Source organism: Pseudomonas sp. FG86 (genome assembly GCF_057808775.1).
The window spans coordinates 1-13,287 of record NZ_JBMDIS010000124.1; the positions used below are offsets into that span (position 1 = coordinate 1).

11 protein-coding genes are annotated in these 13,287 nt (G+C 59.8%); 7 read left to right on the top strand and 4 right to left on the bottom strand.

The window, feature by feature from the left end:
• Window positions 1–353: 353 nt before the first annotated feature.
• Genes purU through ACODSV_RS33965 form a run of 6 tightly spaced genes read left to right on the top strand, consistent with a single transcriptional unit; the run spans window position 354 to window position 7,122 of the window.
• Window positions 354–1,220: a formyltetrahydrofolate deformylase gene (purU, locus tag ACODSV_RS33940; protein ID WP_024074674.1), complete on the top strand. Its 867-nt coding sequence runs from the start codon at window positions 354–356 to the stop codon at window positions 1,218–1,220.
• Window positions 1,217–2,122 (top strand): bifunctional methylenetetrahydrofolate dehydrogenase/methenyltetrahydrofolate cyclohydrolase FolD, encoded by a 906-nt coding sequence (gene folD / locus ACODSV_RS33945; protein ID WP_150054867.1) that lies wholly within the window; start codon window positions 1,217–1,219, stop codon window positions 2,120–2,122. Before purU ends, folD begins: the two co-directional genes overlap by 4 nt.
• Entirely contained in the window at window positions 2,104–3,345 is a 1,242-nt protein-coding gene (locus ACODSV_RS33950; protein ID WP_150054868.1) for an FAD-dependent oxidoreductase, read from the top strand. The genes folD and ACODSV_RS33950 overlap by 19 nt, the downstream gene beginning before the upstream one ends.
• A gap of 13 nt (window positions 3,346–3,358) precedes the next feature.
• Complete coding sequence (locus ACODSV_RS33955) at window positions 3,359–3,658, top strand: sarcosine oxidase subunit delta (protein WP_024074671.1); 300 nt, start codon at window positions 3,359–3,361, stop codon at window positions 3,656–3,658.
• Window positions 3,655–6,552: a 2Fe-2S iron-sulfur cluster-binding protein gene (locus tag ACODSV_RS33960; RefSeq protein WP_150054869.1), complete on the top strand. Its 2,898-nt coding sequence runs from the start codon at window positions 3,655–3,657 to the stop codon at window positions 6,550–6,552. The genes ACODSV_RS33955 and ACODSV_RS33960 overlap by 4 nt, the downstream gene beginning before the upstream one ends.
• A gap of 3 nt (window positions 6,553–6,555) precedes the next feature.
• Window positions 6,556–7,122, top strand: a complete 567-nt coding sequence (locus ACODSV_RS33965; protein ID WP_150054870.1) for a sarcosine oxidase subunit gamma — start codon at window positions 6,556–6,558, stop codon at window positions 7,120–7,122.
• On the opposite strand, the gene ACODSV_RS33970 is transcribed toward ACODSV_RS33965, so the two are convergent.
• From ACODSV_RS33970 to ACODSV_RS33985, 4 genes are all read right to left on the bottom strand, one after another.
• Complete coding sequence (locus ACODSV_RS33970) at window positions 7,114–8,214, bottom strand: HNH endonuclease family protein (RefSeq protein ID WP_024074668.1); 1,101 nt, start codon at window positions 8,212–8,214, stop codon at window positions 7,114–7,116. The genes ACODSV_RS33965 and ACODSV_RS33970 overlap by 9 nt on opposite strands.
• Before the next feature lie 2 nt (window positions 8,215–8,216).
• The gene (locus ACODSV_RS33975) at window positions 8,217–9,956 is read right to left on the bottom strand and encodes an AAA family ATPase (RefSeq protein ID WP_489047350.1); all 1,740 of its coding nucleotides are present in this window, start codon (window positions 9,954–9,956) and stop codon (window positions 8,217–8,219) included.
• 27 nt (window positions 9,957–9,983) lie between these two features.
• Window positions 9,984–10,562, bottom strand: coding sequence for a hypothetical protein (locus ACODSV_RS33980; protein ID WP_489047352.1), 579 nt, complete (start codon window positions 10,560–10,562; stop codon window positions 9,984–9,986).
• Between the two features lie 77 nt (window positions 10,563–10,639).
• Entirely contained in the window at window positions 10,640–12,046 is a 1,407-nt protein-coding gene (locus ACODSV_RS33985) for a purine-cytosine permease family protein (RefSeq protein WP_024074666.1), read from the bottom strand.
• Window positions 12,047–12,367: 321 nt separating this feature from the next.
• Here ACODSV_RS33985 and ACODSV_RS33990 point away from each other — a divergent pair, with 321 nt between their 5' ends.
• On the top strand, window positions 12,368–12,853 hold the full coding sequence (locus tag ACODSV_RS33990) for a flavin reductase family protein (protein ID WP_024074665.1): 486 nt from the start codon (window positions 12,368–12,370) through the stop codon (window positions 12,851–12,853).
• Window positions 12,854–13,287: the final 434 nt, after the last annotated feature.

The window sequence follows — 13,287 nt, forward strand, 5'->3', positions numbered from 1 at the left end:
CCAAAGCCGGAGTGAGGGCACACCGAGCCTAAGCGAGGTGCCGAGTGGTGGGGCAGAGACCTTTTGGTTACTTTTGGGGCGTTTGCTGCCAAAAGTGACCCGCCGTAAGGGCGGAACCGCCAGTGGCCGTTACCGCAGAAATGGATATGTACTCAACCCAACCCAACCAAAAAATTTCCCCCCAGTTAAAAATCTTTCCCAAAACCCCTAGACGCCCCGCCCCCATTCCCCTATAAAGCCACTTCAGGAATATTTTATTCCCCACAAGAAAACGCGCTCAAGGAATGAGCCTGCTGTCCTCAGACATTTTTTCGCTATGCGATGAGCTGCCGCCATCATCCCGAGGACGTGTCATGCAACACGAAAAAAACCATTTCATCATCAAAGTCACTTGTCCCGCGGTGTCCGGCATTGTCGCTGCCGTCACCACCTACCTGGCAGACAAGGCGTGCTACATCGGGGAGATGGCGCAGTTCGACGATGACTTCAGCGGCCGCTTCTTCATGCGCGCGGTGTTCCGTTTCAACGATGGCCATGCGGGCAACCTGCAAGAGATCAGGGACGGTTTCGCCGAGGTCGCCCAGGCCTTCGATATGCAGTGGGAGCTGTACGACACCCGCGAGCCGATGCGCGTGATGCTGATGGTGAGCAAGTTCGACCACTGCCTTACCGACCTGCTCTACCGCTACCACAAGGGCGAGATGGACATGACCATCACCGCCATCGTCTCCAACCACCTCGACCTGCGGCCCATGGCCGAGCGTGAGGGTATTCGCTTTATCTACCTGCCGGTGTCCAAGGACAACAAGGCCGCGCAGGAAGCCGAGCTGATGAAGATCGTCGACGACACCCGCACCGAACTGGTGGTGTTGGCGCGCTACATGCAGATCCTCTCCGACGACCTGTGCCGGCAACTGTCGGGGCGGGCGATCAATATCCACCATTCGTTCCTGCCCGGTTTCAAGGGGGCCAAGCCCTATCACCAGGCTTATCAACGCGGCGTGAAGCTAATCGGCGCCACCGCGCACTACGTGACCAGCGACTTGGATGAGGGCCCGATCATCGAGCAGGAAGTACAGCGCGTCGACCACGTGTACAAGCCCGACGACCTCGTCGCCATCGGCCGCGACACCGAAACCGTGGCCCTGTCCAAGGCGGTCAAGTACCACCTGGAGCACCGCGTCTTCCTCAACCAGGACAGAACGGTGGTGTTCCGGTGAGCGCGCCCACACTGATCGACGGCAAAGCCGCCGCCGCGCGGGTGCTGCTGCAAGTGCGCGAGGACGTGGCGCACCTGCATGCGCAAGACATTCAACCGGCCCTGGCGGTGATCCTGGTGGGCAACGACCCGGCCAGCCAGGTCTATGTGCGCAACAAGATCCTGCGCGCCGAGGAGGTGGGCATCCGCTCCGTGGAGCATCGCCTGCCCGATGACACCAGCACCGAACAACTGTTGATCCTGATCGGCCAACTGAATGCCGACACGGCGCTTCACGGCATCCTCCTGCAATTGCCGTTGCCCGCGCAGATGGACGAACTGCGTGCCTTGGAGGCCATCTCACCGGACAAGGACGTCGACGGTTTTCACAGCCAGAACGTCGGCGGCCTCAGCCAGGGGCGCGCGGTACTCACGCCGTGCACGCCGAGCGGCTGCCTGTACCTGTTGGAGCAAACCTGCGGCGACCTGCGCGGCAAACACGCGGTGGTGATCGGCCGCTCGAACATCGTCGGCAAACCCATGGCCGCGCTGCTGCTCAAGGCGGACTGCTCGGTGACCGTGCTGCATTCGCGCAGCCAAAATGCCCAGGCCCTGTGCAAACAGGCCGATATCGTGATCGCCGCCGTAGGCCGTGCACGCTTGATCGACGCCAGCTGGCTCAAGCCTGGCGCGGTGGTGATCGATGTCGGCATCAACCGCATCGACGACGACGGCCGCAGCCGCCTGGTGGGCGATGTCGACTTCGACAGCGCCCTGCCCCATGTCGCCGCCATCACCCCGGTGCCCGGCGGTGTCGGGCCGATGACCATTGCCTTCCTGATGAAAAACACCGTGGCCGCCGCCCTCGCGCAACACCACACCTTACGCAGCCAATCGGAGGCCGTATGCCATTCAATCTATTGAAATACGGACTGAGTTCGGAGTACCCGGTGGAGGTGGATCTACCGCCGCCCAAGGAACTCAAGGCCAGCTATGACGTCGTGATCATCGGCGCCGGCGGCCATGGCCTCGCGACCGCCTACTACCTGGCCAAGTACCACGGCATCACGAATATCGCAGTGCTGGAAAAGTCTTACCTGGGCGGCGGCAATACGGCGCGCAACACCGCGGTGATCCGCTCCAACTACCTCACCAGCGAAGGCGTTCGTTTCTATGCCGAGTCGGTGAAGATGTTCCAGGCGCTGTCCAACGAATTCGACTTCAACATCATGTACTCCGAGCGCGGCCAATTGACCCTGGCCCACACCGACGCCACCGTGCGTTCGTTCCGCCAGCGCGCTGAGGTCAACAAGCACTTCGGCGGACGTACGGAAATGATCGACCGCCAGCAGATCCGCGAGCTGGTGCCCAGCCTCAACCTCGACCCCGGCCACTTGCCGGTGATCGCCGGGCTCTGGCATATCGACGGCGCCACCGCGCGCCACGACGCCGTGGCCTGGGGCTACGCCAAGCAGGCGGCCAAGCGCGGCGTGGAAATCCATCAGCTCACCGAAGTGCAAGACCTGGTGATCGAGAACGGCGCCATCACGGCGGTGAAGACCAATCGCGGCACCATCCGGTGCGGCTGCGCGGTGCAGGCGATTGCCGGGCACAGCTCGCTGCTGATGGCCAAGGCCGGCATTCGCTCGCCGATCCAGACCTTCCCGCTGCAAGCCATGGTCACCCAGCCGTTCAAGCCGTTCCTCGATCCGCTGGTCAGTTCCTCGGCGCTGCACTGCTACGTGCAGCAAACCAGCCGCGGCGAAGTGGTGTTCGGCGGTGGCTCCGACCCTTACCCGCTGTTCAACACGCGCTCGACCCTGGACCTCAAGGAAAGCCTGCTGGCCCATGCCATCGAGATGTTCCCCTTCCTCGCCAATGCCAAGTTGATGCGCCAGTGGGCCGGGATCACCGACATGACCCCCGACTACAGTCCGATCATGGGCCTGTCGCCGGTAAAAAATTACTACCTCGACGCCGGCTGGGGCACCTGGGGCTTCAAGGCTACGCCGATCTGCGGCAAGACCATGGCCGAGCTGGTCGCCAGCGGCGGCAAGGTGCCGGAGCTGATCAAGCCGTTTGGTCTCGAACGTTTCTCGACCTTCCAGCAAGTCAACGAGATGGGCGCCACGGCGGCCAGTCACTGACGGAGAGCGGACTATGAAAATCATGATGTGCCCGCTCAACGGGCCACGCAATATCAGCGAGTTCACCTATGGCGGTGAATTCAAACCGATGCCCGACCCAGTGACGTGCAGCGATGCCGAATGGGCCGACTACGTGTTCAACACCGACAACCTCGCCGGTGTGGTGCGCGAATGGTGGATGCACACGCCCTCCAGCTATTGGTTCCTCGCCGAACGCCACACGGTCACGGATGAAATCCTGCGCACCTTCGATCCCCGCGAGTTATTTACCACCCGCGTCGACTTCACCACCGCCAAGGAGATCGCCGGATGAACCGCCTCCCCGCCCCCATGGGCCTGCTGATCCAGCGTGACCAGCCACTCGATTTCAGTTTCGACGGCCTGCCCTACCAAGGTTTGCAGGGCGACAGCATCGCCAGTGCCCTGCTCGCCAACGGGCGCTTCCTGATGTCGCGTTCGTTCAAGTACCACCGCCCACGCGGCCCCTTGACCATGGCCGGCCAGGACGCCAACAGCCTGGTGCAACTGCCCCGCGAACCCAACGTGCTGGCCGATGCCCACGCGCTGTCCGCCGGCTTGGCCGTGACGGCGCAGAACGTCAACGGTTCGCTGGACAACGACAAGGACGCCTACCTGGGCAAGTTCTCCAAGTTCATGCCGGTGGGTTTCTACTATCGCTCGTTCTACAAGCCCAAGGGCATGTGGAAAGTCTGGGAGCCGATCATCCGTAAAAAAGCCGGCCTGGGCGTGCTCGACCTGAGGTTCCAACCCGAGTACTACGACAAGGCCTACCTGTTTACCGACCTCGCGGTGATCGGTGCCGGCCCCGCCGGCTTGCAGGCCGCGCTGACCGCCGCGAATGCCGGAGCCAAGGTGTTGCTGATCGAACAGCAGCCGATCCTCGGTGGGTCGCTGACCTATGCGCGCTTCGATATCGCCGGCACCCGCGCCGACACCTTGCGCCGCGAGTTGCTGGACGCGGTGCAGCAGCACGCGAATATCCGAGTGCTCACCGATGCCACCTGCAATGCCTGGTTTACCGACAACTACCTGCCGGTGATCCAGGGCAAGCGCCTGTATAAGGTGCGCGCGCAACAGTGCCTGGTGTGCAGCGGTTCGTTCGACCAACCGGTGGTCTTCCGCAACAACGATCTACCGGGGGTGATGCTCACCAGCGCCGCGCAACGCCTGATGAAGCTCTATGCGGTCAAGCCCGGCAAGCGCGCCGTGGTGCTCACCGGCAACGATGACGGCTACCTCGCCGCCCTCGACCTGCATGACCAGGGCGTCGACGTGGTCGCCGTGATCGACCTGCGTCACGCTCCGGCAGACAACGCCCTGCCCGCGGCCCTGGCCCAGCGCAAGATCCCGTGCCTGACCAACAGCACGGTGTTCGAGGCCCTGCATGAAAAAGGCCTGCGCCATGTGAAGGGCGTCGACGTGCGTCAGATCACCGGCCAGGGCCAGGTCAGCGCCAGCGGGCAAGTGATCGACTGCGACCTGCTGTGCATGTCCGCCGGTTATATGCCGGTCTATCAGTTGCTGTGCCAGGCCGGTGGCAAGCTGGCCTATGACGACTCGCGTGCGGAGTTCAGCCTCAGCGGTTTGCCGCAGAACCTGAATGTGGCCGGCTCCGTGCACGGTCGGCACCAGTTGGACAACGTGCTGGCAGACGCCACCAATGCCGCCGCCGACAGTGTGCTCGCCCTCGGCTTGAAGACTGCCAGCCCGCGCGTGCCGCTGCGCAGCGAAGCCCAGGTCAACTTCCACTGGCCAATCTTCCCGCACCCCAAGGGCAAGGACTTCGTGGATTTTGACGAAGACCTGCAAGTGGCGGACATCGTCAACGCCACCCGCATCGGCTACCGCGATGTGCAGTTGGTCAAGCGTTACTCCACGGTCGGCATGGGCCCGTCCCAGGGGCGCCACTCGGCGCTGCCGACCGCGCGGCTGGTGGCCTGGGCGACCCAGCGCAATATCAGTGAAACCGGAGTGACCACCGCGCGGCCGCCATTCGTGGCGGAAAAACTCGCGCATGTCGCCGGGCGTGCCTTCGACCCCTACCGCCAAACGCCGATGCACGCGCGCCATGTGCAAGCCGGGGCGAAGATGATGCCTGCCGGTATCTGGCAACGCCCGGCCTACTATGGCAAGCCCGAGGACCGCGAAGCCTGCATGCAGGCCGAAGCGCTGCACGTGCGCAACAAGGTCGGGCTGATCGATGTGTCCACACTCGGTGGCCTGGATGTACGCGGCCCGGACGCCGCCGAACTGCTCAACCGCATGTACACCTTTGCGTTCCTCAAGCAGCCGGTGGGCCGTTCGCGTTATGCGCTGATGACCAACGAACACGGCGTGGTGATCGACGACGGCGTGTGCGCGCGGCTGGCCGACAAGCATTTCTACGTTACCGCCACCACCAGCGGCGTCGACCGCATCTACCAGCAGATGCTCAAGTGGAACGCGCAGTGGCGCCTGGACGTGGACGTGACCAACGTCACCGCCGCGATCTGTGCGGTGAACGTGGCCGGGCCGGATTCGCGCAAGGTGCTGGAACAGGTGTGCAGCGACCTCGACCTCAGTGCCGAAGGCTTCCCCTACCTGGGCGTGCGCCAGGGCACGGTGGCCGGGATCAAGGCCCGCCTGCTGCGGGTGGGTTTCGTCGGCGAACTGGGCTATGAAATCCACGTGCCCGCGCGCCACGGCCTGGCGTTGTGGGACGCGTTGATGACGGCCGGCAAGGCCTTTGACATTCGCCCCTTCGGCGTCGAGACCCAGCGCCTGCTGCGCCTGGAAAAAGGCCACGTGATCATCAGCCAGGACACCGATGGCATGACCCACCCGGCGGAAATCGACATGGGCTGGGCAGTGAGCCGCACCAAGGCGTTTTTCGTCGGCCGCCGCTCGGTGGACATCCTCGAAGCCCAGCCGCTGAAACGCAAACTGGTGGGCTTCAGCCTGCCCAAGGGCAGCGTACAACCGCTGGAAGGCCACCTGGTGCTCAACGGCGCGGACATCAGCGGCAACGTCACCTCCTGCGAATACTCCAGCAGCCTGGGCCGTATCATCGGCCTGGCCTATGCCGGGATCGACCAGAGCACACCGGGGCAGCGCATTCCGATTCGCGTCGAGGGCGGCATCGTCGTCCAGGCCGAGGTGGTGCAACTGCCGTTCTTCGACCCCACCAACCAACGCCAGGAGGGTTAAGCCATGACCAGTCTGAAAGCCCACGAATTGTTCACGCCTGCCTGCCAGTTGCAAGATCAGACCGACCTGCCCCGGGTTGGCTTTCGCGGTACGCAAAGCGCCGAGTACCTCAGCGCACGCGGCTTCACCCTGCCCGATGCGCCCAACCGCGCACTCGCGCAGGCCGACGGCGGTTGGGTGGCGCGCCTGTCGCAGAACGAATACCTGTTGTTGGGCAGCCCCCAGGATGAGGGCCAGCGCATCGCCGATGAAGAAGCGCGCTGGGAACTCGACCACCGCGCCAACTACCTGCTGCCGCGCCAGGACAGCCATGCCTGTGTGCGGCTCAGCGGCGGTGTGATTGCCCAGGTCATGGCCAAGCTGTGCGGCGTCGACCTCAGCCACCCGGCATTCAAACCGGGCATGGTGGCGCAGACGTCGGTGGCGCGGGTGAATGGGATTGTCATCCACACAGGGAGTGTGGAGGTGCCGGCGTTTCATATCCTGTGGGATCGCGCCTCGAAGGAATACTTCGACGGCGCGTTGCGGGATGCGTTGGAGGAGTTTGGCGGAGTGGGTCAGTCAGTTTAGGCGTGCCGTAAAGCATTCAAGATAGGCCCGAACCATCATGGAGTAAGGTGCCTGGGGTTTGGCCATGGATTTCATTTGTTGTACGGTACGGTCGCGCAGGTGCTTCAATCCCTGCTCGATAAGCTTGTCCTCGTCGGCGTAATCGTATGCGGGCTTGGACGCCCGCAACTTCAATTTTTTGATAAAGGTGGTAATTTCCACCACCTGACTTTCCATGAACATCAGCTGACGTAGCACGCGAGTTCTATCCTGCACCAACCCCAGGCGGTTAAGGCCGTAGATCAGAATCGAGACCGAACCTCGCAGATCGAGGTTGTGCCTGAGGGTCAAAGCCAACTCATCACGAAACTCTTCCCGGGTTTTCGGGTCGAGTCCGATGCTCGAAGGGATTGCGCCCACATTCGGCCTAGCCAACATCAGCCCGATGATATTCTTGAAATCTATGTAGTAATCCAGGTGATCTTTCGGCTGATCCAGGCATGGGTTCAGCAACAAGGGGAGCTCCTTGGAGCTATCACCCGTCCGGTCGGTTACACGTGCTCCCAAGACCGGAAAATGCGTACCTTTGCCCGTGAATGCGGAACGTGGATCCTCGAACTGCCCTTTATGTTCCAGCAGCACCACAGGTTTGCCTGATGCCCTAGGTAAGCTTTGGCTGCGACGTTGGTTGCAGTAGATGCAACTGGGCAACAAGTTGTCCCAAGCAGCACCTAGCCACCAATAACCCTCGTGATCCGCTTCGCCTTGCACGCTTTCTTTGGGTCGGTAATGCTCAACTTCCATCGCCGACGTTGCGTAATAGAGACTCTCGCAGTAGGCACACTTGCGGTGGAACATCTCATTGAGTCGCGCACGGACGCTATCGTGCCCGTATAACTGAAAGGGCGATGGCGGTTTAGCGACGGTCGCGGGAGGCTTTAGTCCTGCCAGTTTTGCCTGCGCTTTGTTCTGCTCGTTCAGCGCGCGGATTCGCGCTTTTTCCTTGATGTATGCCTCCACCTTCACCAACTCAAGCTCCGCCTCCGAACGGTGGCCAAGAACGGCGACCATCACCTTTGGCGTGGAGTATTGACTTCGGTCCACATAACGCATGCTCAGAAGCCCTCCAGGAGGTCTAGGATTTCACGTTTGGCCGCTTCATCTAATGCCTTTAATTGCTCGCTGGAAGCAGTGGTCCGGGCCTGAAGAAATCTAGCGACCGCCTCTTGCACCACCTGTTGTCCACGAGTTGTACCCACCGGCAAAACGTCGTTGATCTCCTGCTTGAAACGCGCAACTAGTTGCTGATCTTCAGGGTCGGAAAGTTCGCCCCGATAGCTTGCGCTCAACAAGTCGGCAAGCTTGGCCATTTTCAGATTCATCACTGGCTGGTCGGTTGAGGCAACATTGAAAAAATCTGAGGTCAACAGTTGCTCAATAGTTAATTGGCTAATGTCGGGCAGATGTTGCAATTGCTCTACAAGCGCCCTTTGCTCCGTGTCGCCCCCCTCCCCGTCTGAAGTCGTTGTAGTGCGATGAACCACTATAACTTCTCCGTTACGCATGCCGCGCACACACAGTGGGTCATGGCTTGTCGCGATGAAGGTGACCTTTGGCAACGCCATGCGCAAAGCCCCCATGATTTGGATTTTCCAACGTGGGTGCAGATGGGCTTCCACCTCGTCGATCAGCACAATGGCACGGGCGTTTTCCAGACTTTGATAGTGCGGGTTAGTGCTGCGGTCCATCAGCCTGCGCATGATGTCGCAGACCATTGCTAGCACGGAACGGTATCCCGAGGACACCTGCGTGAGGGGTGTCTTGACCTTCACACCGCCTTGCACTGTGACAATAAAGCAACGTAGTTCGTCCTCAGATTTCTCAATGACCTGGATATTTTCCTCGACAGTCATAATAAAGCGTAAGGCACGCGTCACCTCATTGAGGTCATCATCTTTTAACGCCAACAGCCAAGGCTCGGGGTCTGGTAATAGGCGGTTGGAATTGAACAGGTTGAACACCGAATGTCCAAGCTTGAATTTATCGCTATTTTTTTGGTACTGGCGAAATGCGCCATAGGCAAACACTGGGGGACGCAAAAACGATGTCTGCGGTTTCCAACCCGCTTTATTGATCTCCAACACAGTATCGGGACCCTCGTCAAAGCCGAGGCGAATCTGAGCTGAAAGCATCCCATCCTGGTTTTTCGCACCTAGCTGAGTCGAATCTAGCACTAGGTCGCTAGCTTTCAGCCCTAGAGCCTTTCGAGTTTTCCGGTCAGACAATGCAAGAGCGGTAGCCTCAAGAATCGAGCTTTTTCCAGTGGCATTTTCTCCTAGGATCAACATGGCCGAATGCATTGGTTCACTGCTTAATACCGAATCCGCGCTTGGAAGAGTCAGTTGCAACTTGAGATAATCGATGGCTTTAAAATGGGTCAGCTCAATTGAAAGCAAAGAAGGGTATACCGAGGGAGTAACGGGCAGTTGCTCGTCCGACATACTCGTTGGTTCGACACGCTCCGGCTGAGTTATTGCGATCGACGGGTAACGGCCAAAATCACCCGTTTCAATCCAGCTCTGCAATATTTCCCGATATTCATCAAAACCTTTATGCAGGGACAGGGCACGAAATGAATGACCCACTTTGGTACGCGAAACATCTACTTTTTTCTTAAGTGCACGTGATAAATGCTGAACTATCATTCGGCACTGTAAATACCACAAACCACCAAACTCCAGATTGGAGAAGTCGAAAATCGGAAAATTTCCCTCAACAACTACCAGGCGTTCAGTGGTGTCGGGAGTCAGAAGCAACCTTCGATACTCCCCCAACCTGATACGGCGTTTTTCCACCAAATCTTCACGATTAAGCTTGAAGTGCTAAATTGTTAGGGCGCCCCTTGCCCCCTGCTTTTGCAACATGCCTGTAATTGATATAAAGAAATAATCGTAAAAGCGCTCGTTACGACAGGGGTCGATTAAAAGCTGTCTTTCGGCAATAGGGTAGCCCCGCCACGATCCCAAATCCTCATCAACGTACCACTGAATATCGTCAATATCAGGCAGACGTACACGGTTGCCTGTTACTGGGAAAAATTCTGATTGGCGTGGTACACAGCGATGGCAAATCGGGTAAATATTCTCCCAGGCATTAGCAAGCCAGCTGTAATACAGATGACTATTTTTAGCTTCCGGCGTTGCAGAAGCTGACGGTCGAAACCGATAGGGAAATGTCTCACCCCGAGTTTCACAAAATGCGCACTTACCCCGAAATAAACGCCCGAGCCCATCGAACACGGTACCGTCCTTGAGGTCGAGCGCATGATCTGAAAAACGCGTCTGCGCACGTTCTACCGGATCCAATTCAAAAAATTGCAGCAACCGGTGCCGGGCCCCACTCGCTACGCTTCCACGGAAAAATTTCGGCGGCGGCTCGGCACTGCGCTCAAAAAACTGCATCGCTCTCTTCCCTAAGACCTTCAAAAGAGAGCAAGGTTAATAGCATTACGCCACCAAGGAAACTCCAACGCGCAGTTTTACTCTACGTACTTCAACCGCGCCGCTACCTGCTTGGCTGCTTGATTCCGTGTCGCCAGGCAGTAGTACAACGGACACGTCACCACCAACCCCACCAGCCACGACAAATCCGCGCCTTCCACCAGGTTGGCCCACGGCCCCACATACAGCGAGGTATTGGCAAACGGCAGTTGCACAAGGATGCCAAGGAAATACGCCACGATCGCATGCAGGTTGAAACGCCCGTACACCCCGCCATCCGCCTGGAAGATCGAGGCAATGTCATAGACCCCGCGCTTGATGACGTAGAAGTCGATCAGGTTGATCGAGGCCCACGGCACCAGTACCAGCAACAGCGCGAGGATCAGGCCGATAAATTGCGAAATGAAGTCCGCCGACGCGCCCAACGCGACGACACAGCAACCGGCGAGGATCACGCCTGAGAGCAGCACGCGCACCTTGATGCTGGGGGTCCAGTGGCTGGCGAAGGTCTGGACCGAGGTGATGATCGACAGCACCGCGCCATACAGATTCAGGGCGTTGTGGCTGATGATGTTGAGCAGGAACAGCACCATCAGGATCGGTCCCAGCCAGCCGGTGGCTTGCTTGACGGCGAGCATGGCTTCGGTGCCTTCGGGGGTGGCCAGTGCCGCGACCAGGCCAAAGGCGAAGGACAGGATGGTGCCAAGGGTCGCGCCCAGGTAAGTCGCGATAAATGGCCGAGTGATGCCGATATCCGCCGGCAGGTAGCGTGAGTAGTCGCTGGTGTAGGGCGAAAAGCTGATCTGCCAGATCACCCCCAGCGATACGGTGGCCAGCCAGCCGGCCGCGTTGAAGCCGCCACGGGTGAGGAAGTCCGCCGGCAGGTCATGGGCGAAGATGTAGACGAACCCCGCCAGCAACGCGCTGCCCATCACCCAGGTACCGATACGGTTGAGGCTATGGATAAAGCGGTAGCCGATCACGCCGATAGCCGTGGCGGCGAGCGCGCCGATCAGGATGCTTGCCGGCACCGGGACCGACGGCACAATGCCGACGATGGACTTGCCCGCCAGCACGATATTGGAAATGAAGAAACCGATGTAGATCAGCGCTGCGAAGAACACGATCAGCAACGCACCGTAACGGCCGAACTGGCCCCGGCTCTGCACCATCTGCGGGATGCCCATGCGCGGGCCCTGCGCCGATGCGAGGGCAATCACGATACCGCCGAGCAGGTGCCCAAGGGCAATCGCCAGCAGCCCCCACACCAGGTTGAGATGGAACACCTGGGCCACCATGGCGCCGGTGACGATGGGCAGCGGTGCAATGTTGGTGCTGAACCATAAGGTGAACAGGTCGCGGGCCTTTCCATGGCGCTCTGCGAGGGGAACGTAATCGACCGTGTGATGCTCGATCAGGGGGTCTTGCCGGGACATCTGGGGCATGGAAATGAACTCGCGTTTGTCTGATCTTATAGTTGTTTGACGCCAAACCGGGGGAGCTCTGCGGCCGCCCTCAGATGAACACCATATTATGGTATTCCAACATTTTCACAAGGCTGATCCGCAGTTTCAGCGCGCATCTGATCCGCAAGTGTGCCACAGGGCACGCGGTTATTTCCTGGCATAGTCCCCGTATTTATTGGCTGTAAGAGCCAGGATCGACGTTCATCGGGCGATTGAAAAAGCGGTTGCACGGACTGTATTACGGTATACCATCATACCTACAAACCTATAAAAGCCGCTTAAACCGCAGAGGACCGTCCCATGATCGATGCCGCCATCTACAAACAAGTGATGGGTTCGTTTCCGTCCGGGGTCACCGTGATCACCACGCTCGATGATGATGGGCAAATCGTCGGGCTGACGGCCAGCGCCTTCAGCTCGTTATCCATGGACCCGGCCCTGGTGTTGTTTTGCCCCAACTACAGTTCCGACTCGTACCCGGTGTTGATCAAGAACAAGCGCTTTGCCATCCACGTCCTTTCCGCAGGCCAGCAAAGCGAAGCCTACGCGTTCGCGCGCAAGGGCAAGGACAAGGCGCAAGGCATCGAATGGACCTTGAGCGCACTGGGCAACCCGATCCTGGCCAATGCCACGGCGGTGATCGAGTGCGAGTTGTGGCGCGAATACGAAGGCGGCGACCACGCGATCATGGTCGGCTCGGTGAAGAACCTGATCGTGCCCCAGCAGAACGCCGGGCCACTGGTGTACTGCCACGGCAAGATGGGCGCCCTGCCGCTGCCGGCCTGAGCCACACAATCATCAGGCAGCCCTCGGTCTGGTTTTGCTCTGGCTTCTGTGTGCCTTAGAGCCAACCGGAGTCGTGTCTGGTGTACTCGGTTAGACATGTGGGAGGGGGCTTGCCCCCGATCGCGGCGGGACAGCCGGCTTATTTGTCGTTGACCCACCGCCATCGGGGGCAAGCCCCCTCCCACAGTTTGATTGCGGGGTGCCAGACAGATGCAGGTCAGGTTCGAAACCGGCTGGCCAGCGCCGGCAGGACACTGCCCTAAGCAACACACACAATCCTGTGGGAGGGGGCTTGCCCCGATCGCGGTGGAACAGCCGGCTTATTTGTCACTGACCCACCGCCATCGGGGGCAAGCCCCCTCCCACAGTTTGATTGGCAGGGTGCCAGACAGATGCAGGTCAGGTTCGAAACCGGCTGGCCAGCGCCGGCAGGA

Coding starts and splice junctions, on each gene's coding strand:
- purU (WP_024074674.1), top strand. CDS start 354: ATGCAACACGAAAAAAACCATTTCATCATCAAAGTCACTTGTCCCGCG.
- ACODSV_RS33950 (WP_150054868.1), top strand. CDS start 2,104: ATGCCATTCAATCTATTGAAATACGGACTGAGTTCGGAGTACCCGGTG.
- ACODSV_RS33955 (WP_024074671.1), top strand. CDS start 3,359: ATGAAAATCATGATGTGCCCGCTCAACGGGCCACGCAATATCAGCGAG.
- ACODSV_RS33960 (WP_150054869.1), top strand. CDS start 3,655: ATGAACCGCCTCCCCGCCCCCATGGGCCTGCTGATCCAGCGTGACCAG.
- ACODSV_RS33965 (WP_150054870.1), top strand. CDS start 6,556: ATGACCAGTCTGAAAGCCCACGAATTGTTCACGCCTGCCTGCCAGTTG.
- ACODSV_RS33970 (WP_024074668.1), bottom strand. CDS start 8,214: ATGCGTTATGTGGACCGAAGTCAATACTCCACGCCAAAGGTGATGGTC.
- ACODSV_RS33980 (WP_489047352.1), bottom strand. CDS start 10,562: ATGCAGTTTTTTGAGCGCAGTGCCGAGCCGCCGCCGAAATTTTTCCGT.
- ACODSV_RS33985 (WP_024074666.1), bottom strand. CDS start 12,046: ATGCCCCAGATGTCCCGGCAAGACCCCCTGATCGAGCATCACACGGTC.
- ACODSV_RS33990 (WP_024074665.1), top strand. CDS start 12,368: ATGATCGATGCCGCCATCTACAAACAAGTGATGGGTTCGTTTCCGTCC.